Source organism: uncultured Roseovarius sp., assembly GCF_913054395.1.
Lineage (GTDB): Bacteria > Pseudomonadota > Alphaproteobacteria > Rhodobacterales > Rhodobacteraceae > Roseovarius.
On the sequence record NZ_CAJXIP010000007.1, the window covers coordinates 1 to 21,450 of the forward strand.

Consider the following 21,450-nt stretch of genomic DNA (forward strand, 5'->3'; position numbering starts at 1 on the left):
CTCGGGCGTCGTGCGGACGCTGATGTCGTGCGTCGTGTTCTTCAGCAGGTATTCCTCGACGCCGCGCAGAACGTGGAGCGCGATGGAGGACTGCGACCGCACGTGGCCGGTGCCGCCGCAATGCGAGCAGACCTGCGTTGTGGATTCCAGCACCGATGCGCGGATACGCTGGCGCGACATTTCCAGAAGACCGAAATGCGAGATGCGTCCAACCTGGATGCGCGCACGGTCGTTCTTCAGGCAATCCTTGAGCCTCTTCTCGACGGCGCGGTTGTTGCGCTTCTCTTCCATGTCGATGAAGTCGATGACGATGAGGCCGGCAAGGTCGCGCAGGCGGAGCTGGCGGGCAACCTCTTCGGCGGCCTCCAGGTTGGTCTGCAGCGCCGTGTCCTCGATCGAGTGCTCGCGGGTCGAGCGACCGGAGTTGACGTCGATGGCGACGAGCGCTTCCGTCTGGTTCATGATCAGATAGCCGCCGGACTTCAGCGTCACCTGCGGCTGCAGCATGCGGTCGAGCTGTGCCTCGATGCCGGAGCGCGAGAAGATCGGATGCAGGTCGCGGTAGGGCTGGACCACCTTGGCGTGGCTCGGCATCAGCATCTTCATGAAGTCTTTCGCTTCACGATAGCCTTCTTCACCGGCAACGATGATTTCCGAGATGTCCTTGTTGTAGAGGTCGCGGATCGAACGCTTGATCAGCGAGCCTTCCTCGTAGACAAGGCATGGAGCCATCGAGCTGAGCGTCAGCGTGCGGACGTTCTCCCACAGGCGCATCAGATATTCGAAGTCGCGCTTGACCTCGACGCGGGTGCGGTTGGCACCTGCGGTGCGCAGGATCACGCCCATGCCCTGCGGCACTTCGAGCTCGCGGGCAATTTCCTTCAGGCGCTTGCGGTCCTGCGGGCTGGTGATCTTGCGGGAAATCCCGCCGCCCCGCGCCGTGTTCGGCATCAGCACCGAGTAGCGACCGGCAAGCGACAGATAGGTGGTCAGGGCTGCACCCTTGTTGCCGCGCTCTTCCTTCGCCACCTGCACCAGCAGGATCTGGCGGCGCTTGATCACTTCCTGGATGCGGTACTGCTTGCGCGGCCGACGTACGACGCGGTCGGGAACCTCTTCCATGGCGTCTTCTGCGCCGACGGATTCGATCTCTTCCTTCTCGCCGTTGTCGTCGTCGTCATCATCGTCGTCATTGTTGCGACGGTCTCGGATGTCTTCGGAGATCGAATCGGTCTCGACCATGGCCGCCATTTCGCCGGGCGTGCCCTTGTCGTCGCCATCGGACGTCTCGGGAGCTGACTCGTCGGTCGTAGCCTCGACCGCTTCGGCGTCCACTGGCTTCTTGCGCGCACGGCTGCGGCGCGGCTTTGCCTTCGGCTTTTCCGGTTCGGCGGCGGCTGCTTCGCCGGGGCTGACCTCGGCGGCTTCGGCACCGGCCTCGCTGGCGGCCGCTTCCGCCGAAAGTGCGGCCGGCTCGTTGACGTAGGGCTGTTCGGCGGACGCCGGGTCGACGGGATCCGCCGAGTCGTCATCGGCGATCCGCCGCTGATCTTCCGCTTCGGCCTGCTTCAGGGCCTGCCGGTCGGCATGCGGGATCTGGTAGTAATCGGGGTGAATTTCGGCGAAAGCCAAGAACCCGTGACGGTTGCCGCCATAATCGACAAAGGCTGCCTGCAGCGAGGGCTCGACCCTCGTCACCTTTGCCAGATAGATATTGCCGCGGATCTGTTTCTTGTGTTGGGACTCGAAATCGAATTCTTCAATACGGTTGCCGCGAACGACGACTACCCGCGTCTCCTCTTCGTGAGACGCGTCGATGAGCATTTTGTCTGCCATGTAAATTCTGCTCCTCGGCGCAGCCGAGCAGGTGCAAAAAGGCCTGCCGCTAGGACAGGCCGTTCATGCATGATGGTGATTGCGCCGGAAAAAATGGTTCCCTTTGAACGATGTTGCGGCGACAGCCGGACGGCTGACGGAGCATTTGGCTCCTTCAGGGTATCCAGGTTCTGAAACACTTGCCGAGACATGAAAGTCCAAACGAGAACGACGATATCTTAGGCCTCGAGGGCCGGTGGAGGTGCTCTTGTTGAGCTTGGGTGGCGCGCCACCCAGTATGTGACCGGCCAACGCCGGATGAGATCGAGTATCAGGAATAAAATGTACAGACGGCGGATGAACTGCTCGGATTCGGCGCCAGGTTCCTTTTGGGCTGGCCAGCCTGCGGGCAGACTATCCCGTCAACACTTTAGTCCTTAACCGCCTTGTATGGTTTCCGTGACATAATAGCAAGGGAAAAGCCCGTACCGCCATATTCTCGATTGAATTAAGAGGCTAGTGGAAGCCGTTGATTCGTAAGCGCCGATCAGCAAAATCATGCATGTTCGGGCGCCCACGAAAGACGGGGACATTGAAGTCGGCAAGCGGGACGACGTCGGAATGATGGTTACCAGAGGGCGCATCGCTGCGCCGAAGCGGTTGATCGCGCGAATCGGGCGCGGCGCCGTGTTCGGCATTCTTTCCGTCGCGCTGTTGGGCGTCGGCGGACTGCAGGCTGCGGACAAGCCGCTCCTGGCCTTTGCGGCCCGTATCGCCGGCGATGATGCCCGCACCCGGATTGTCATCGATTTCGACGAAAAGCCGGAGTTTTCCGTTCACTATGTGGCCGCGCCGGAACGGGTGGTGGTCGACCTTCCGGCAACCGCGTTCGGCTTTCCCGACGAGGATCTTGCCGCGCGCGGCCTGTTCAACGACATCCGCTTCGGCGCCATGGACGAAACCAGTGCCCGTCTTGTTCTGACCGCCAAGCGGCCGGTGCAGTTGAGCCTTGCCGAGGTGCAGGAGGGCGAGAACGGCGAGTTCCGCCTGGTTCTGGATGCGGAGATGGCCACGGCCGAGGCTTTCCAGAAACTTGTCCAGGGCCAGGAGTGGGAAGGCAGTGCGGCTGCCGCCGATGAGTCTCTTGCCGCCGTCGACGATGACGCCTTCGTCGTGGCAATCGATGCCGGCCATGGCGGCATCGACACCGGAGCGATCGGCACGACGACGCAGACCCCGGAAAAGTCGATCACGCTGTCGTTCGCGAAACTGCTCGCCGAGGAACTGGGCGGCGAGGCGGGCATCGACGCCGTGCTGACCCGCGACGACGACGTGTTCCTGTCCCTCTCCGAGCGGGTGACGCTGGCGCGCCAGGCGAAGGCGGACCTGTTTATCTCCCTGCACGCCGACACCCTCAGCCAGAAGGACATCCGTGGCGCGACTGTCTATACGCTCTCCGACCGCGCCTCCGACCGCATGGCCGAAAACCTTGCGGCGCGTGAGAACCTTTCCGATCAGATCGCGGGAATCCGCCTGAAGGACGAGCCGCCGGAGGTCGCCGACATCCTCCTCGACCTGACCCGCCGCGAGACCCAGGCTTTTTCCGTGACGCTCGCTCAGAACGTCCTCAGCTCGTTCGAAGGGCAGGTCGGCCTGATCAACAACGCCCACCGTCATGCCGGTTTCCAGGTGCTGCGCGCTCCCGATATCCCGTCGGTGCTGCTGGAACTCGGCTTCCTGTCCAATGCGGATGATGAGAAGCTTCTTCTCGACGAGGCCTGGCGCAAGAAGGTGAGCAGGCTGCTGGTTGATGCGGTCGGCCGTTACAAGAACATGGCGGTTGCCAACGGCGGCTGAGGGGACGGCGGGTTGCGGGTTGGCAACACCGCCAGCAGAAACGCACCTGGCGCAGAGTTGGGAGCTGGGAGGAGGGGACTCGAGCCCTATTTTCCTCACATTCAAACCGTTAGTCGCAGCCAAGTGCTACGGCGACTCGGTTGCTGAGCCTATGCCTGCTTGCGCAGGGACATCCGCCGTGCAAAACCGCATCAATCGTGCGATGGTGTGCTGGCACCGAATGACAAGCCGAACGGTAGCTTCGATATGATCAGACTTATTGGGTATTTCTTTGGATTGGCATGCGTTCTGTTTCTGGGCGTTGCCGTCGTCGCCGCGATTTATCTCGCCGGCGTTTCCCGGGATCTGCCCAATTACGAGGTTCTGAATTCCTACGAGCCGCCCGTCGCCACCCGCGTCCATGCGGGCAATGGCGCCCTGATGGCCGAATATGCCCGCGAGCGGCGTCTCTTCCTGCCGATCCAGGCGATCCCGCACCGGGTCAAGGCGACCTTTCTTTCGGCCGAAGACAAGAATTTCTACAATCATCCGGGCGTCGATCCGGCGGGCTTGGCGCGCGCCATCGTCAACAACCTCCAGAACATCGGTTCCGGTCGCCGGCCGGAAGGCGCATCGACGATCACCCAGCAGGTGGCGAAGAACTTCCTGCTCAGCAACGACCAGACCATCGACCGCAAGGTCAAGGAAGCCATTCTGTCCTTCCGCATCGAGCAGACCTATTCGAAAGACAAGATCCTCGAGCTCTACCTGAACGAGATCTTCTTCGGCCTGAATTCCTACGGCATCGCCGGGGCGGCGCTGACCTACTTCGACAAGTCCGTGACCGAGCTGACCATCGCCGAGTCCGCCTATCTGGCGGCCCTGCCGAAGGGCCCCAACAACTACCACCCGTACCGGCGCGAAGCCGCGGCCATCGAGCGCCGCAACTGGGTCGTCGATCGGATGGCCGAAAATGGCTACATCACGCCAGCCGATGCGGCCGAGGCCAAGCAGCAGCCACTTGGCGTGAAGCCGAGGACCGGTGGTTCGCATCTTGCGGCCTCTGAATATTTCGCCGAGGCGGTCCGTCGCGAGATCATCGAGAAATACAGCGACGACACGCTCTACGAAGGCGGCCTTTCCATCCGCACCTCGCTTGATCCGGAACTCCAGGTTCTGGCGCGTGCCGCTCTCCACAATGGCCTCGTCCAGTACGACGAGCGGCGCGGCTTCCGTGGACCGCTCTCCAGGATCGCCGTGAGCGGCGACTGGGGACCGGAGCTCGCCAAGGTACCAAGCCTTCGCGATGTGCCGGAATGGCAGGTCGCGGTGGTGATTGCCGTCTCGAGCAAGGAAGTCGATATCGGGCTGCAGCCTTCCACGGATGCCGGCGACAAGGTTGATGAAGCACGCAAGATGGGCGTGATCAAAGCCGAGAACATGAAGTGGGCCTACCGCGACGCCGCGGGCGAGCGGAAGACGGCGAAATCGCCGGAAGGCGTTCTCGAGCCGGGCGACGTTGTCTATGTCGAGCCGATCGCCGACGAGGAAGGCAGCTATCGCCTGCGCCAGCCGCTGAAGGTGCAGGGCGGTTTCGTCGCCATGGACCCCAACACCGGCCGCGTGCTGGCCATGACAGGCGGCTTTTCCTATGCGCAGTCGGAATTCAACCGCGCGACGCAGGCGATGCGTCAGCCGGGCTCCTCCTTCAAGCCGTTCGTCTACGCGGCCGCGCTCGACAACGGCTATACGCCCGCTTCGGTGATCCTCGATGCGCCGATCGAAATGGTTTCGGGCGGCCAGGTGTGGCGACCGGAAAACTACGGCGGCGGATCGGCCGGCCCGCAGACCCTGCGGCTTGGGATCGAGAAGTCCCGCAACCAGATGACCGTGCGGCTGGCGCAGGACATGGGCATGGAGCTTGTGGCGGAATATGCGGAGCGCTTCGGCATCTATGACGACATGCTGCCGGTGCTGGCCATGTCCCTTGGCTCCGGGGAAACTACCGTGCTGCGCATGGTTTCCGCCTACGCCGTGATTGCCAATGGCGGCAAGCAGATCAAGCCGACCGTCATCGACCGTATCCAGGACCGCTATGGCAACACGATCTTCCGCCACGAGGAGCGCACCTGCGACGGCTGCAATGCCACGGCCTGGACGGGCCAGGACGAGCCGACCCTGGTCGACAACCGAGAGCAGGTCCTCGACCCGATGACCGCCTACCAGATCACCTCGATGATGGAAGGCGTGGTCAAGCGCGGAACCGCGGCCGGCAAGATCAACATTTCGGATCGTCCGGTTGCCGGCAAGACGGGCACCACCAACGACGAGAAGGATGCCTGGTTCGTCGGGTTCACGCCCAACCTCGTGGCCGGTGTCTACGTCGGCTTCGACACGCCGGCACCGCTTGGTCGCGGCAGCACCGGCAGCGGGCTTGCTGCGCCGATTTTCGCTGACTTCATGGAGAAGGCGGTCAAGCATCTGCCGGCGGAGAAATTCCTTGTGCCTGAAGGGATGCAGTTCATCCCGGTCAATCGGACGACGGGCATGATGGCCTTCGAAGGCGAACCGGATACGATCGTGGAAGCCTTCAAGCCCGGAACCGGCCCGGCCGTCGTCTTTGCCGTCATCGGCGAGGGCGAGTACCTGCCACCGGAAGAGATCCTCGAGACCTCTCCGCAGGCGCAGCAGGCGGTCACATCCGGTGCGGCCGGCCTCTTCTAGCCTGAACCAAGGGATATCTCTGCGCCGGCGCGGCCTTTACATCCGCGGCCGGCGCAACTATGTCCACCCCGTCTTCCAATCAAGCGAGAGTAAGAAATACCCATGCGGGCTGAAATCATTGGCGTCGTCGACGAAATCAAGCAGGCCATAAGCCTGCTGAGGAGGCATCTTTGACTGGGATCAGGCGGTACGACGGCTGGACTGGCTGAACAACAAGGCAGAGGATCCCAACCTCTGGAACGATGCCACCGAAGCCCAGAAGCTGATGCGCGAGCGCCAGCAGCTCGATGACAGCATTGCCGGCGTCAAGCGCCTCGAGCAGCAGCTGAACGACAACATCGAGCTGATCGAGATGGGCGAGGAAGAGGGCGACGAGAGCGTTGTCAAGGATGCCGAGGACGCCCTGAAGACCCTGAAGGCCGAATCGGACCGTCAACAGGTCGAGGCGATGCTGTCCGGCGAGGCCGACGGCAACGACACCTATGTCGAAGTCCATTCCGGCGCTGGCGGAACCGAGTCCCAGGACTGGGCCAACATGCTGCTGCGCATGTACACCCGCTGGGCCGAACGCTCCGGCTACAAGGTCGAGATCCTGGAAATGCACGACGGCGAAGAGGCCGGCATCAAGTCCGCGACGATCCTGATCAAGGGCCACAATGCCTATGGCTGGATGAAGACCGAATCGGGCGTGCACCGCCTCGTGCGGATCTCGCCCTATGACTCGAATGCGCGGCGGCACACGTCGTTCTCGTCGGTCTGGGTCTATCCGGTCGTCGACGACTCGATCAACATCGACATCAACGAGAGCGACTGCCGCATCGACACCTTCCGGGCCTCGGGCGCCGGCGGCCAGCACATCAACACCACCGACTCGGCCGTCCGCATCACGCACATTCCGACCGGCATCGTGGTGTCCTGCCAGCAGGAGCGTTCGCAGCACAAGAACAAGGCCAAGGCCTGGGAGATGTTGCGTGCCCGCATGTACGAAGCAGAGTTGAAGAAGCGGGAAGAGGCGGCCAATGCCGAAGCCGCGTCCAAGACCGAGATCGGCTGGGGGCACCAGATCCGCTCCTACGTGCTGCAGCCCTACCAGATGGTCAAGGACCTGCGCACCGGGGTGGAGAGCTCCGCGCCGGACGATGTCCTGAACGGCGACCTCAATCCCTTCATGGAAGCGGCTCTTGCCCACCGGATCAGCGGCAAGGCCGACGCTGGCATCGACGACGTCGACTGACAGCCCTGGGCCGGACGATGATATGAGAAGAGCGGCCGCATCGACGGCCGCTCTTCTGCATTTTAGGGGGGGAACGCGCTGGAATGACGCTTGGCGTCAGTTGGCCCGGCCTCAAGCGCGGCTTGTGCGATCTCAGTTGTTGAACTGCTCGGCCACGATGCGGTCCGACCAGGAGTGGTCCGGATCGGACAGGATGCGCGCCGTCATCTCCTGGGACTGGGCGATCTCTACGTGCAGCACCGACTTCACCTCCATGTTGTCGGCGACCGCGTTCACCGGGCGCTTGTCGGGCTCCAGAATGTGGATGTCGACGCGGACCTGATTGGGCAGAAGGGCGCCCCGCCAGCGGCGCGGCCGGAAGGCGCTGACCGGCGTCATGGCCAGCAGCGGCGCTTCGAGCGGCAGGATCGGCCCATGGGCCGAAAGATTGTAGGCCGTCGATCCCGCCGGTGTGGCGATCATCAGCCCGTCGCAGATCAGCTCGTCGAGCCGCACCTGGCCGTCGATCTCGACGCGCAGCTTGGCGGCCTGGTAGGACTGCCGGAACAGATAGACCTCATTGATGGCCAATGCGATGGAGCTTGTGCCGTCGGCGTTGGTCGTCTTCATCTGCAGGGGATGCAGCGTGTTCTCCACCGCGACCTCGATCCGCTCCCGCAGGTTCTCGGTGCGGTAGTCGTTCATCAGGAAGCCCACGGAGCCGCAGTTCATGCCATAGACGGGCTTGCCCGAGCTCATCGTGCCATGCAGCGTGTGCAGCATGAAGCCGTCGCCTCCCAGCGCCACGACGACGTCGGCGTCATTGTCGGAGATATTGCCGTAGATGCCGATCAGCTCCTCGCGCGCAGCAAGAGCCTCGGGGGCGGAGGACGCACAGAAAGAGAGGGACTTGGCTGGGTTCGACATGGCTCGCCTCGTATTAGCGGCCATACCTACCCGCAAAAATCCTTTGAAGACAAGCGCTTTGCGCCTGAACTGGTACTCCCGATCGGCTACCCCGGGAGCCGGAGATCTCGACAAAACGCAATTTTTCGCTTTACAGGAAAGCAGAATCTGGTAACTCGACGGCATTGGAAATGCCCTTGTAGCTCAGTTGGTAGAGCACCTGATTTGTAATCAGGGGGTCCCGAGTTCGAACCTTGGCGGGGGCACCAATTCATCTTCTCAGGCGTAGGCCTGTGCCACGCATTTCCCCTTCTGTAAGCCGTCCGTCACCGCTGCTGGCTCGCCTGCATGCGCGCAAAACCGCGGCCGTCGACGGCCCCTCCGCTCCACAGCAAGAAGAAGAGCGGAACCAGCAGGTTTAACTGCGATTCCAGGCCAGCCATAAACCGGGTGAAGCAGCCTCACGGGCGACTTCATTCGGTGATGCTTCAGCATCCGTCGCTCTGTGGGGAGGGGCGAAACCGCGGCGCTGCTGCGTGTCAGGACCTCCAACGAATACGGCCACATAAGCTCTGTACCCCATAGTTCGCGTGTAGCGCGTTAATTATGGGTGTGCTCTTTAATTTGAGTGTTTCTATTCGGCGGGTGTGCTTCTATACAGGTGCTCTGATTGGAAAGCGCGCCCGGTATTTAAGTATATTTTGATTTTTTTCCACAAAGGCGGATTCGTTGCTCATGAAACTTTGCCGTCGCCACGCTGAAAAGTTACTGTTCTGTACGCGCCGATCATTCCGTCCGAGGTGACTGTGAATATCGTGTGTGTGCTTTGCGAAGGAAGAATTCACGTGGACGGAAGACAGCGGTGCGGGGAAAATGGTGCCTCAAGGTTTTTCTAACGTCATGGGCCCGATCATTGCCAGGGCTCGATCCTCGCATGCCATCGTCAGTACGTTCGCCGCCGGAATAGCCACGCGGCTGCTCATCTTCGTGATGACGATCCTGGTGGCGAGGCACCTGTCGCCGGAGGGGTATGGTCAGTTCACCTTCGCGACCGGCTGCGCGATGCTGATCGCGCAGACTGCCGGCCTCGGCTGGCCGATGCTGATGTCGCGGCTCATTCCGTCCTTTCGGGCGCAGAGCGACTGGTCGTCGCTGCGATCGCTGCTGCGGTGGGGCGATATCGTGGTGCTCTCGGCGGCTGTGGTCGCAACCGCGATTGTCGCTTCGCTGTCGCTCTTTCCCGGTGCCCGGTCCGAGATCGCGATCGGTCTGGGGATGGCCCTTGTCCTGATCATCCCCAGTGCAATCAATCTGGCCCGTCGCAGCCAGCTCGCCGGCGCCCGTCGCCCCGCACTCGGGATCCTGCTCGACGAGGGGGTTCCGCCGCTCATTCTGATCGCGGCCCTGGTCATCGGCGTCGTCGCGGATGCCCGGCATGCGGTCATCCTGTTGGCCATCTCGACGGCCCTGGCGGCGGCGGCGGCCACCGTGGCGCTCTGGCGTGCCACGCCAAGGGAGGTCTGGGCGGCACCGGCACAGGGGCAGCCTGCGGTCTGGATGGGGATGGCCTTTCCGCTTCTCCTCGGTCTCCTGTCGAAGCTGGTCATGGATCGGATGGACATCCTGATGCTCGGTCCCCTCGCGGGGTTCGAGGAGACCGGCTACTACGGATCCGCCTACCGCTTGACCTATCTGGTGACGTTTCCCCAGGTCATGCTGATGACGGTGATGACACCGATGCTGAGCGAGATGCATGCGTCCGGCCGGCTTGCGGCCATGTGGCGGGCATTCGGCCTGTCGAGCATCTTCGCACTGGCGACCTCGGTGCCGGCAAGCATTTTGCTTTTCATCTTTTCCGACGAGATCATGACGCTCGCCTACGGCGCCCAGTATGCCCCGGCGGGATCGACATTGCAGGTTCTGGCGATCGTTCAGACCCTGACGGCGCTTTCGATACCCTGCGCCAGCCTGCTGATTGCCAACGGCCAGGGCCGTTCCTATGGTGTTTTCAGCCTTCTCGGGCTCGCGGTCAACGCGGGCCTGAACCTTGTCCTTATCGATGCGATGGGTGCAGCGGGCGCGGCCCTGGCCTCTCTGGCCGGCGCTGCCCTCATCTTTTCGGGGCAGGGGTGGCAGATCCTGAAGCTTTACCGCACGTCCAACATGAAGGACTGATCCATGTCCAAGCACTTTTTCCAGAATGCGACCTTGCGGCGCGTTCTGCTGAAGACCTACCGGGCCTATGCCAGCTCCATGGTCTGGCGCAAGGGGCCGAAGGTGTTCATCAATTCGATCCCGAAGGCAGGCGCGCACCTTGCCACCGCGATCATCGAAGAGGTGCCGGGACTGATGCAGTCACGGCTGCACATCGATATGTGGGACGTCCACAGCGGAAAAGAGCGCCTTGCTCCCATCGCAGATTTCAAAGCCGACGTTGCGAGATTCAAACGGCTGCTTTCGGAAGTCCGTGCGGGTCAAATTGCAACGGGGCATCTGCCATGGAATCCTGAGATTGCCGCAGCTCTCAGGGATATGAACTTCAAAGTCGTCTTCATTACGAGAAGTCCGAAGGACATCGTAAATTCGAATCTTCATTACATAAAAGGACTTAAACGCATCTACATCCACGAGCGGTTGATGCGTGAATATGCGACAGACGAAGAGAGGCGTGACGCCATAGAAAAGGGAATTCCTCCACGGTTTCCTGGCGATCCCTGCCTTGATTCAATTGCAGACATCTTCAAGGCCTATGACGGATGGGCAAATGAAGAAAGTAGCGAGAAACTTGTTCTCGCTTTCGAGGACCTCGTCGGCATGAGGGGCGGCGGCTCTCAGGAAAAGAGAATAGACAGCATAAAGAAGATCGTTGCCCATGTAGGTTTGCGGCCGGATCCCTCTGTGGTGGAGGAAATCGAAAGAGCGTCCCGATCAAAGAGAAGCTTCACCTTTCGTAGCGGGAAGATTGGCGAAGGAAAGTCCACATCACAGGCGTCCAACTCCGGAGCTCCTAGCAAGTGAAAAATGCAAAGATCAGACTACTGATTCAGGTCTTACTCTTTTTTGCTCCGTGGTTTCTGCGCAAGCAAGCGTTGAAGGCTTTTCTTGGGTTCCAGATCGGACCTGGTGCCCGCATCGGGTTCTCTGTCGTAGGTGCTCGTGTTGTCCAGTTGGACGAGGGGGCAGTGATCGGGCATCTGAACATCGTTACGTCGCTTGATGTTCTGCGTCTTGGCGCCAATTCGGTTATAGGAAATCTCAACTGGATTTCTTGCGCATCACGAGGCTCGTTCCGAGACGATGCAGAGTTCTCCGACCGCTCTCTCCTGCTTGGTGCTCATGCGGCCATTACCAATCGCCATCTCTTCGACTGTTCGTCCAGAGTGGAGATAGGCGCCTTCACGACCATTGCAGGGTGGCGTTCACAGTTCCTGACGCACTCGATTGATCTTCGGGAATCCCGACAGACCTTGGGACCGATCGCCATCGGCGAGTACTGCTTTGTCGGCACGGCTTCTGTTGTTCTGAAAGGGGCGGTGCTGCCTGATCACAGTGTTCTGGCTGCCGGCGCAGTTCTTGCCAAATCTTTCGATCTTTCCTGGCATCTCTACGGGGGCGTACCTGCGAAACCCGTGCAGCCCATTGACAAAGCCGACGCCTACTTCACGCGCTCGGAGGGCTGGGTCCACTAGTCGCGTCCAAAGCTGACTTTTAGATCATTCTCCGTTGCTTCCTCATCCCGCCGCCCCCAGGCAATGAAATGCGGGTTGGCGAAGTCGCTGTCGTGGAGCTGTTCCCGCTTGCCGTAGGCGAGCGGCTTGCCGTCGAGAGTCACCGTCGATCCGCCGGCGCCGCGCAGCACGGCATCTCCAGCCGCGGTGTCCCATTCCATCGTGCGTCCGACGCGGGGGTAAATATCCGCTTCCCCCGTGGCGATCAGACAGAACTTGAGCGAGGAACCGGCGCTTTTCATGTCCTTGACCGCATATTTGCCGATATAGTCGTCCGTCGCCTGATCGCGGTGCGACTTGCTTGCCACCACCATCAATGCGGTATTGTCCGGCTCTGAAACGCGGATGGCGCGCAGGATGCCGGGGGTGTCCTTGTGGAACGGTCCATCCTCTTCGACCGCGCTGCCGTCGGCCCGAGTAAAAAACATTCGCCCCCTGGCGGGCGCATAGACCACGCCGCGCGTCGGCACACCGTTTTCCACATAGGCAATGTTCACGGTGAAATCGCCGCGCCGGTTGATGAATTCCTTGGTGCCATCAAGCGGGTCAACGATCAGAAAAGTTTCGGCGTGCTTGGAATGCGATGCGGCCTGTTCCTCTGTCACAAGCGTCACATCGGGAAAGGCGGCGCGCAATCCGGCAGAGATGATCGCATCGGCGGCTTCGTCGGCCTCGGTCACGGGGCTGTCGTCAGATTTCACCTTCACCTCGAAATCGTCCACGTTGTAAATCTCCATGATCCGATCACCGGCCTCTAGCGCCAACTGACGGATTACCGTGACAAGCCTGTCGTAGTCCAAAATGCCGCTCCTTCTTGGCGCGACGCGTTCCTGCGCCGTTAATAGATAGATTACTTGCCGCCCCTTATGATACGCTCACCCCGGGACAGCAAGAAACCCGCATAAGAAAACACGGGCAATCAGGCACAATCGACCATGTTCAGAACCGCAAGACCAAGATCGAACATACATTCGGCATTTGTCATCGCCGAACTGATCTATCATTCGGTGGTGCGCAACATCCGCAAGGGCCATAGCAACGCGATCATGGCACTGGTGATGAATATCCTGACCACCGTAATCATGGTGATGTCCTTTTACGTCATGTTCACGGTGCTTGATCTGCGCGCGGCCAAGATGCGGGGCGACTTCCTGTTGTTCATGATGTCGGGTATTTTCATGTACCTGACCCACATCAAGGCCTTGGGCGCGGTGGTCGGGGCCGAGGGGCCGTCATCGCCAATGATGCAGCACGCGCCGATGAACACCATCATCTCGATAAGCGCCGCTGCCATCGGCGTGCTTTATATCCAGGCGCTTTCGATGTTCGTGATCCTGTTCGTCTATCACGTCGGCTTTACGCCGTTTGATATAGAACGCCCGATTGCGGCCTTTGGCATGCTTTTGCTGGCATGGTTCAGCGGGGTTTCGGTCGGTCTTGTCCTGCTTGCAATCAAACCCTGGTTTCCTGGATTTGTCGGTATTTTCACGACCGTCTATCAACGCGCCAACATGATCGCCTCGGGCAAGATGTTCGTGGTCAACACCCTGCCGACCTTTATGTTAAACCTGTTTGACTGGAATCCGCTGTTTCACATTATCGACCAGGCACGCGGCTTTGTATTCATAAACTATATGCCACATAAAACCTCGCTCGAATACGCGATCTACCTGTCCATCACCTTTTTGGTGATCGGTCTGATGGGCGAATTTTACACCCGGCAATACGCCTCAAGCAGCTGGAATGCGCGCCGCTAATCCACCACCCGACAGGTCAGGTTTATCCGCCCTTCGCCCTGCAAAAGCGCCGATGTGCCCGGCCTGATCCGGTCTATGCCGTGATAGCACAGGCGCGCCGCGCCGCCCATCACCACCACATCCCCCGATCCAAGCCAGACCGAAGAGGTTGCCCCGCCCCTGGCGACGCCACCAATCCGGAACAAGGCATCATCGCCAAGCGAGACCGATAGGACCGGCCAGCCAAAGTCGGCCTCGTCGCGATCCTGATGCATCCCCATCCGTGCATCCGGCTTGTAATAATTGATCAGGCAGCAATCGGGCATCCTCTGCGGGCCGACCAGTGCCGCCCAGATCGCCAGCACCGAAGGCGGGATCGGCGGCCATGGCTGACCCTGCGGATGCCTCGCCTCATAGCGATACCCGCGCCGGTCGGAATACCAGCCGTACTTGCCCGCCGATGTCATCCGCACGCTCATCGGCTTGCCATAGGGGGTTTGGGGCGAGAACAGCGGCGCCTGCGACACCACGGCGCGCAGGTCCTCTACCAGGGTGGCCTGCGCATCCCCGTCAAGCCAGCCTTTGTAAATATCAACACCGCCTACAACAAGCGTTGGCTCTGCCATTGCAATTGCCTCTTTTTTGCCGGGCCATGAGTAATTTAGGGCAAATTTGCGGAATCCACACCCTTGCACCGCTTGCAGCGTTACCATGCTCTGCCTATATACGCCCAGAAACGCGGTAATGCCTCGTCTGGCGCCGTCACTCAACCGGGGATTTGATGCCGAAACGGGTCAGGTTTCCGCCACATCGCCTAAGTATGAAGGGATCGAATAAAATGGCCAAAGTTATTGGTATTGACCTTGGAACCACGAACAGCTGTGTCGCCATCATGGATGGTAGCCAGGCACGTGTGATCGAGAACTCCGAAGGCGCGCGCACCACGCCGTCTATCGTCGCGTTCACCGAAAGCGAGCGCCTTGTCGGCCAGCCCGCCAAACGGCAGGCCGTGACCAACCCCGAAAACACTGTATTTGGCGTCAAGCGTCTGATCGGTCGTCGCTCGGACGACCCGGATCTGGCCAAGGACAAGAAGAACATGCCGTTCAACGTCATTGATGGCGGCAACGGCGATGCATGGGTCGAGGCGCGCGGCGAGAAGTATTCGCCCAGCCAGATTTCGGCCTTCATCCTTGGGAAAATGAAAGAGACCGCCGAGAGCTATCTTGGCGAAGAGGTGACACAGGCTGTCATCACCGTCCCGGCCTATTTCAACGACGCTCAGCGTCAGGCCACCAAGGACGCCGGCAAGATCGCCGGTCTTGAGGTGCTGCGCATCATCAACGAACCGACCGCAGCCGCGCTTGCCTATGGTCTGGACAAGGAAAACACCCACACCATCGCGGTCTACGACCTTGGCGGCGGTACATTCGACGTAACCATCCTTGAAATCGACGACGGCCTGTTCGAGGTGAAAGCCACCAATGGCGACACCTTCCTTGGCGGTGAAGATTTCGACATGCGGATCGTCAACTATCTGGCGGACGAGTTCAAGAAAGAGCACGGCGTTGACCTGACCAAGGACAAGATGGCCCTGCAACGCCTGAAAGAGGCCGCCGAGAAAGCCAAAATCGAACTTTCCAGCAGCTCGCAAACCGAAATCAACCAGCCGTTCATCTCGATGGGTTCGGATGGGTCGCCGCTTCACATGGTGGTCAAGCTGACCCGCGCCAAGCTTGAAAGCCTGGTCAATGACCTGATCAAGGCCTCGATGAAGCCCTGCGCTGCAGCCCTGAAAGACGCCGGCATGAAAGCCGGTGAAATCGACGAGATCGTTCTTGTCGGCGGGATGACCCGGATGCCCAAAGTGATCGAGGAAGTTACCAAGTTCTTCGGCAAAGAGCCCCACAAAGGCGTGAACCCCGACGAGGTTGTCGCCATGGGCGCCGCCATTCAGGCCGGTGTTCTGCAGGGCGACGTCAAGGACGTTGTTCTTCTTGACGTGACGCCTCTGTCGCTTGGTATCGAAACGCTGGGCGGTGTCTTTACCCGCCTGATCGACCGCAACACCACCATCCCGACGAACAAATCGCAAATCTTCTCGACCGCCGAAGACAATCAGTCGGCCGTGACGATCCGCGTGTTCCAGGGCGAGCGTGAGATGGCCGCAGACAATAAGATGCTGGGCCAGTTCAACCTTGAAAACATCCCGCCGTCGCCGCGCGGCATGCCGCAGATCGAGGTCGGCTTTGACATCGACGCCAACGGCATCGTCTCGGTTCAGGCCAAGGACAAGGGCACTGGTAAAGAGCAGAAGATCACGATCCAGGCCTCTGGCGGCCTTAGCGACGAGGACATCGAAAAGATGGTTCGCGACGCCGAGGAAAACGCCGAGTCAGACAAGGCCCGTCGCGAGCTGGTCGAAGCCAAGAACCAGGCCGAGAGCCTGATCGACTCGACCGAAAAATCGATGGAAGAGCATGCCGACAAGGTAGACCCGACCACGATCGAGGCGATCGAGCTGGCAATCGCCGCGCTCAAGGACGAGCTGGAAGGCGAGGACGCTGGCAAGATCAAGTCCGGCATCCAGAACGTGACCGAGGCCGCGATGAAGCTCGGCGAAGCCATCTATAAGGCAAGCCAGGAAGAGGCCGAGGGCGAACCCGCCGCAGCGGATCGTGCCGGTGCCGACGACGATGACATCCTCGACGCCGATTTCGAGGATCTCGACGACAACAAGCGCGCCTAAGGCACGTCAAGGATTGATCAGGGGCGGTTTGGCGCACTGCCGGACCGCACCCTGACGATCCGTCAAAAGGAGATCCCCGATGGCCAAACGTGATTATTACGAAGTGCTTGGGCTATCCAAGGGCGCCTCGGCGGAAGAGATCAAAAAGGCCTACCGCAAGAAGGCCAAGGAACTTCACCCCGACCGCAATGCTGACAACCCCGACTCTGAACGCCAGTTCAAAGAGGCGGGCGAAGCCTATGATGCGCTGAAAGACCCCGACAAGAAGGCGGCCTATGATCGCTTCGGTCATGCCGCGTTTGAAGGCGGCATGGGCGGCCCGCGCCCCGGCGGCGGCATGGGCGGTGGGCAAGGCGATTTCGCCAGCGCCTTTTCCGACGTGTTCGACGACCTGTTTGGCGACTTCATGGGTGGCGGACGTGCCGGTGGCGGACGCCAGCGCGCCGCGCGCGGGTCTGACTTGCGTTACAACCTGCGCGTCACGCTGGAAGACGCCTATTCGGGCCTGCAAAAGACCATCAAGGTGCCGACTGCCGTTGCCTGTGACTCCTGTCAGGGGACCGGCGCCGAGGGCGGCGCAGAGCCGACCACATGCCCCACCTGTTCAGGCATGGGCAAGGTGCGCGCGCAGCAAGGATTTTTCACCGTCGAACGCACCTGCCCGACCTGTGGCGGTCTGGGCCAGATCATCAAGAACCCCTGCAAATCCTGCCAGGGTCAGGGGCGCATGCAAAAAGAGCGCGCGCTTAGCGTCAACATCCCTGCGGGTGTTGAAACCGGCACCCGTATCCGTCTTGCCGGAGAAGGCGAGGCGGGCATGCGCGGCGGCCCGGCCGGGGATCTGTATATCTTTATCGAGGTTGCAAGGCACGACTTGTTCGAACGCGAAGAAACCAACCTCTTTTGTCGCGTCCCTGTATCGGTCATCAAAGCCGCGCTTGGCGGAGATATCGAAGTGCCGACGATTGATGGCGGTCGCAGCCGCGTGAAAATTCCGGCAGGAAGCCAGACCGGGCGCCAGATGCGTTTGCGCGGGAAAGGCATGCCTGCCCTTCGCGGCGGGGGCGCCGGTGATATGTTCATCGAACTGGCAGTCGAGACCCCGGTGAACCTGACCAGCAAACAAAAAGAGCTGCTGCGTGAATTCGAGGCGATGTCAGAGGACAACAACCCCGAAAGCAAAAGCTTCTTTTCGTCGGTCAAGAATTTCTGGGACTCGATGAAAAGCTAAGGCACTGACAATCCCTTCTTGATTTCAAAGGTGCGCCCCAGGGCGCGCCTTTTTATTTTGCGACGGCCACATAGCACCGGTTAACCATTCGCTAACCCTGATCAGGGAGGGTTCTGGCATGAGTGATCCTCGCGCCTTTTCAGAGATACCGCTGCCGCTTTTTGTCGGCGATGAAGCCATGGAAACCACGCCGCTCGATCCGGGAAAGCTGCCCTCCTATATCCGCGATCACCGCCAGAGGTTGCGAGCACGCTTCCTCGAAGGCGGCGCACAGGCGATGCCGGATTACGAGATGTTGGAACTCGTCCTGTTCCGCGCCATTCCGCGCCGGGATGTAAAACCGCTGGCGCATAAGCTTATCGAGACATTCGGCGATTTCAACGGCGCCCTCTCGGCCACCCCGGATCAGCTTGCGGCCCTTCCCGGCGTCGGCGAGGCGGTGATAGCCGAACTGAAGATCGTCGAGGCCGCAGCGCATCGCCTGTCGCGGGCCAAGGTCCTGCGCCGCCAGGTTATGTCGTCCTGGGGTGCGCTTCTGGATTACTGCCACACCACCATGGCGCATCGCGAGACCGAGCAATTCCGGGTGTTTTACCTTGATCGCAAGAACATCCTTATTGCCGATGAACAACAGGCCGAGGGCACGGTCGATCACGTTCCGGTCTATCCGCGCGAGGTGGTGAAACGCGCACTTCAGCTAAATGCGAGCGCGCTTATCCTGGTCCATAATCATCCATCGGGCGATCCGACACCCTCGGGGGCCGATATTGATATGACCCAACAGATCGCGGCCGCAGCCGCGACCATGGGCATCACCCTGCATGACCATATCATCATCGGGAAATCCTGCGAAATAAGCTTTCGATCCGACGGATATCTGTGATGCTCATCCGGCTTTTCTGTGCCGGTCCCGCACATCAGCGCACCCAGACCTCGACCCGGCGGTTCACCTGTCGGCCCCATGCGGTGTCATCACAGGCCATCGGCATCGCTTCGCCAAAGGCATCAACCTCGACTGCGATCCTGTCGAGATTGGCGGTCTCCGCGGCCCGCGCCACCGCGCGTTGCACGGTCTCGGCGCGGCGCAGGGCAATGTCCCTGTTCGGTCCCGCCGCGCCATCGCCGTCGCTGAACCCCACAAAAACCAACCGCCGCGCATCATAAAGCCCAAGCTCGAGCGAGCGCGCCAATTGTTCCACATTCGAGCGCGATTGCGCGTCAAGGCGCACCGATCCCGGTTCAAACCGGAAGGTGGTGGTCAACCGCTTGAGCGGCGACAGAACCTGCACCATCCGCTGGAGTTCCTGCAATCCGACCTCTGTTCCTGCCTGTGCAATGGCGTTGGCAAAACGGTCGCCTTGGGCATTGATCTCGATTTCTTCCGGTGCCTGATCGACAAAGCCGGCCCGACGGATCACGAGTTGCGCGGAAGGGTCGCGCAGGTAGGCCAGAAACTCGCGCGCCAGCTTGGGAAACCGCCGCGCCGGAAGATAGAGAAACAGCGGCGCGGTCAGCGGATAGTCTTCGGTCTTGACCGCACGGCGCGTCGCTTTGAGCGCAAAGCCGCATGCCCCCGTCAGGGCCAGCTCCCAGGTATCGCCCTGCTCGGATCGCGTGGTCAGCCCAAGGGCAAAGGGATCGCGCGCGACGACCTCTTCAAACTCTGCACCGTTGGCATGGCGCCGGATGCGGCTCGTACTCGGAAGGCCCTTGGGGCCGAGCAACTGATCGACACTGGCCTGGCCAATACCGGTGCGTTCGTCCCACAGGTGCAGGTCAATCGGCGCATCCGGGCCGCCAAGCGCGTTCCAATTGACAAGCCGACCATCCAGCACCTGTGCCAACTGCGCCATGGTGATCCCCTGCACCGGGTTGCTTGCCGCAACCACGGGTATCAACGCATCCAGCGCCAGCACCCGCGCCCGCCCCGGCCTTGTCAGATCCCCCAGCCCGGCGGCCTTGGCATGGCTAAGTTCATCGCTGCGCGCCTCTCGCAGTGTCATGGCGATATCGGCCTCATTGGCCAGCAAATCGGCGAACCCCTCATCCGTATTGGTAAGGCGAAAAGTGAACTCGCCGATAAGATCGCCGGTTTTGCGGGTGCTCAGGGCATAGCTTATCTCTGTGTCACTATTCTCGTGGCGGATCACGTCATAATCGCCACGAATGGCGAAGGCCTCGATCAGCGCAGGCATCAGGACCTTGCCAATTGTCGGGGCGCCGGAAAACACCAGCCGCGCCACGTAATTCTCAAGGTTGGGGCACCCCGGCCCCTCGCAGGCAACCCCCGATCCATCGACCGTCAACTCGCCATAAACAGTGTCGAGGCGGTAAAACTCTCCGTCAAAGCCAAGAAGATTGCCGGAAATCTCGACATCTCCGTCATGGGACCTGAGGGTCACGTCCTGCGCCGCCAGGGGGAGCACCCTGGCAAATACAAAAAGTGCGGCGAAGATCGCCACACGGACCATTGTCATAGAATGCCCCCCGAATGCTGCGCAATTAGTTCCGCGCAACCTTCAGGTCATTGAACAGATTATTCAACACCAGAAAGTCACCGATGCCATCGCAATCCGGCATCGCCAGCACGATATCCTGTACCTTGAGGCCACTCTCACCACCCGTGGCGATGGTTTGCGCCTCAAGGTCGCGTCCGCAATTGCCCGCGGTCACTTCGGCCTCGACCCGCAGGCTCACGTCGCCGGCACGCAGCGCGGTCCCGGTCGGAAAGGTATAGACCTCGGCCAAGAGAGCATTGTCCAGATCAGGCGCCCCATGCCGGGTCAGGAACCCGCCTTCGCCATGGGCGGCCCGCGCCATGTCATAGGCGGCATTGTCCCAGACGTGACCCTGATCACCGAAATCAGCGCCGTATTCCAGCGCATGAATCTTCATGCCGCTCTGGCCACCCCATTGCACCACAAAGCGGTCGTAATAGGCAAATGTATCGACCACAGCCGTCGCGATCGCCCCTTCGCCGTTGGCAAAGGAGGCGATGAAAACAGCATTCTCACCAAGCGCGGGAACGGTCAGAACACTTTGGCCCTTATCGTCCGTCACCTCGGTAAACATCATGCCGCTTTGATGCAGGGTGAATTTCTCGTTGATCATGCAGGGCGCATCAAGCGTGACCTTCACCATCGCGGCGGCCAGCGGCTCGGCTGTCATCGTGTAGTCGCAGGCAAACCCCGGAACACTCTCTTCCTCGGGAAAGTTATCGGCAAGCAGTTCATCGGTGGCCAGGGCCAGTGTCACCGGCGCCGCAGGCAAGGCCGCGGGCTCGGGCATAGCAGCAGGTGGCGTCGGCGCCGCCGAGGTCAACGTGATCTGAGTGATTTTGATCTCGGGCTCGCCGACATCAAATATGGCCGTGGCATCGGGTGATTGGGCCCCCGAACGGCCCGCCTGCATGAAATAGCCAATTCCAAGCGCACAGACGAGGATACCGCCAGCGGTGATATAACGACGATACTTGGCCATAACGCTCTCCCATACCTTTGAGGGGTTACGGG

At 60.7% G+C, this 21,450-nt stretch carries 16 protein-coding genes and 1 tRNA gene; 11 read left to right on the forward strand and 6 right to left on the reverse strand.

Going from position 1 to position 21,450, the window contains the following annotated elements:
- On the reverse strand, positions 1–1,836 hold a 1,836-nt coding region (locus QZ522_RS01735), incomplete at its 3' end, for a ribonuclease E/G (protein WP_294606811.1).
- Positions 1,837–2,436: 600 nt separating this feature from the next.
- On the opposite strand from QZ522_RS01735, the gene QZ522_RS01740 reads away from it, so the two are divergent.
- From QZ522_RS01740 to prfB, 3 genes are all read left to right on the forward strand, one after another.
- Positions 2,437–3,672 (forward strand): N-acetylmuramoyl-L-alanine amidase, encoded by a 1,236-nt coding sequence (locus tag QZ522_RS01740; protein WP_245280229.1) that lies wholly within the window; start codon positions 2,437–2,439, stop codon positions 3,670–3,672.
- Positions 3,673–3,918: 246 nt separating this feature from the next.
- Positions 3,919–6,375, forward strand: a complete 2,457-nt coding sequence (locus QZ522_RS01745) for a penicillin-binding protein 1A (protein WP_294606814.1) — start codon at positions 3,919–3,921, stop codon at positions 6,373–6,375.
- Positions 6,376–6,477: 102 nt separating this feature from the next.
- A protein-coding gene (gene prfB / locus QZ522_RS01750) for a peptide chain release factor 2 (protein WP_102248611.1) occupies positions 6,478–7,609 on the forward strand; the annotation gives its coding sequence in 2 pieces (ribosomal slippage) (positions 6,478–6,546 and positions 6,548–7,609; 1,131 coding nt in all).
- Between the two features lie 132 nt (positions 7,610–7,741).
- On the opposite strand, the gene QZ522_RS01755 is transcribed toward prfB, so the two are convergent.
- A complete protein-coding gene (locus QZ522_RS01755; RefSeq protein ID WP_037165203.1) occupies positions 7,742–8,515 on the reverse strand; it encodes an NAD kinase in 774 nt (257 codons plus the stop codon).
- 172 nt (positions 8,516–8,687) lie between these two features.
- On the opposite strand from QZ522_RS01755, the gene QZ522_RS01760 reads away from it, so the two are divergent.
- The 4 genes from QZ522_RS01760 (at position 8,688) to QZ522_RS01775 (ending at position 12,183) form a co-directional block, all read left to right on the forward strand.
- Positions 8,688–8,763: transfer RNA gene (locus QZ522_RS01760), tRNA-Thr, on the forward strand.
- Between the two features lie 631 nt (positions 8,764–9,394).
- A complete protein-coding gene (locus QZ522_RS01765; RefSeq protein WP_037165200.1) occupies positions 9,395–10,669 on the forward strand; it encodes a polysaccharide biosynthesis C-terminal domain-containing protein in 1,275 nt (424 codons plus the stop codon).
- 3 nt (positions 10,670–10,672) lie between these two features.
- On the forward strand, positions 10,673–11,512 hold the full coding sequence (locus QZ522_RS01770; protein WP_294606821.1) for a sulfotransferase domain-containing protein: 840 nt from the start codon (positions 10,673–10,675) through the stop codon (positions 11,510–11,512).
- Positions 11,509–12,183, forward strand: a complete 675-nt coding sequence (locus QZ522_RS01775; protein ID WP_051776621.1) for a hypothetical protein — start codon at positions 11,509–11,511, stop codon at positions 12,181–12,183. Before QZ522_RS01770 ends, QZ522_RS01775 begins: the two co-directional genes overlap by 4 nt.
- On the opposite strand, the gene cysQ is transcribed toward QZ522_RS01775, so the two are convergent.
- Positions 12,180–13,022: a 3'(2'),5'-bisphosphate nucleotidase CysQ gene (gene cysQ, locus QZ522_RS01780; RefSeq protein ID WP_294606825.1), complete on the reverse strand. Its 843-nt coding sequence runs from the start codon at positions 13,020–13,022 to the stop codon at positions 12,180–12,182. The two genes, QZ522_RS01775 and cysQ, sit on opposite strands and share 4 nt — an antisense overlap.
- Positions 13,023–13,157: 135 nt before the next feature.
- Between cysQ and QZ522_RS01785 the strand changes: the two genes are divergently transcribed.
- On the forward strand, positions 13,158–13,979 hold the full coding sequence (locus QZ522_RS01785) for an ABC transporter permease (protein WP_294606827.1): 822 nt from the start codon (positions 13,158–13,160) through the stop codon (positions 13,977–13,979).
- Here QZ522_RS01785 and QZ522_RS01790 read toward each other — a convergent pair.
- Positions 13,976–14,584: an alpha-ketoglutarate-dependent dioxygenase AlkB gene (locus QZ522_RS01790; protein WP_294606829.1), complete on the reverse strand. Its 609-nt coding sequence runs from the start codon at positions 14,582–14,584 to the stop codon at positions 13,976–13,978. The two genes, QZ522_RS01785 and QZ522_RS01790, sit on opposite strands and share 4 nt — an antisense overlap.
- Before the next feature lie 212 nt (positions 14,585–14,796).
- Between QZ522_RS01790 and dnaK the strand changes: the two genes are divergently transcribed.
- The 3 genes from dnaK (at position 14,797) to radC (ending at position 18,821) form a co-directional block, all read left to right on the forward strand.
- On the forward strand, positions 14,797–16,707 hold the full coding sequence (gene dnaK, locus QZ522_RS01795) for a molecular chaperone DnaK (RefSeq protein ID WP_294606831.1): 1,911 nt from the start codon (positions 14,797–14,799) through the stop codon (positions 16,705–16,707).
- A 79-nt stretch (positions 16,708–16,786) separates the two neighbouring features.
- The gene (dnaJ, locus tag QZ522_RS01800) at positions 16,787–17,938 is read left to right on the forward strand and encodes a molecular chaperone DnaJ (protein WP_294606833.1); all 1,152 of its coding nucleotides are present in this window, start codon (positions 16,787–16,789) and stop codon (positions 17,936–17,938) included.
- A gap of 118 nt (positions 17,939–18,056) precedes the next feature.
- Positions 18,057–18,821: a DNA repair protein RadC gene (radC, locus tag QZ522_RS01805; protein WP_294606835.1), complete on the forward strand. Its 765-nt coding sequence runs from the start codon at positions 18,057–18,059 to the stop codon at positions 18,819–18,821.
- Between the two features lie 34 nt (positions 18,822–18,855).
- Here radC and QZ522_RS01810 read toward each other — a convergent pair whose 3' ends face one another.
- Both QZ522_RS01810 and QZ522_RS01815 read right to left on the reverse strand, forming a co-directional pair.
- The gene (locus QZ522_RS01810; protein ID WP_294606837.1) at positions 18,856–20,415 is read right to left on the reverse strand and encodes a phosphate ABC transporter substrate-binding/OmpA family protein; all 1,560 of its coding nucleotides are present in this window, start codon (positions 20,413–20,415) and stop codon (positions 18,856–18,858) included.
- Positions 20,416–20,440: 25 nt separating this feature from the next.
- Positions 20,441–21,418, reverse strand: coding sequence for a hypothetical protein (locus tag QZ522_RS01815; RefSeq protein ID WP_294606838.1), 978 nt, complete (start codon positions 21,416–21,418; stop codon positions 20,441–20,443).
- Positions 21,419–21,450 lie beyond the last annotated feature (32 nt).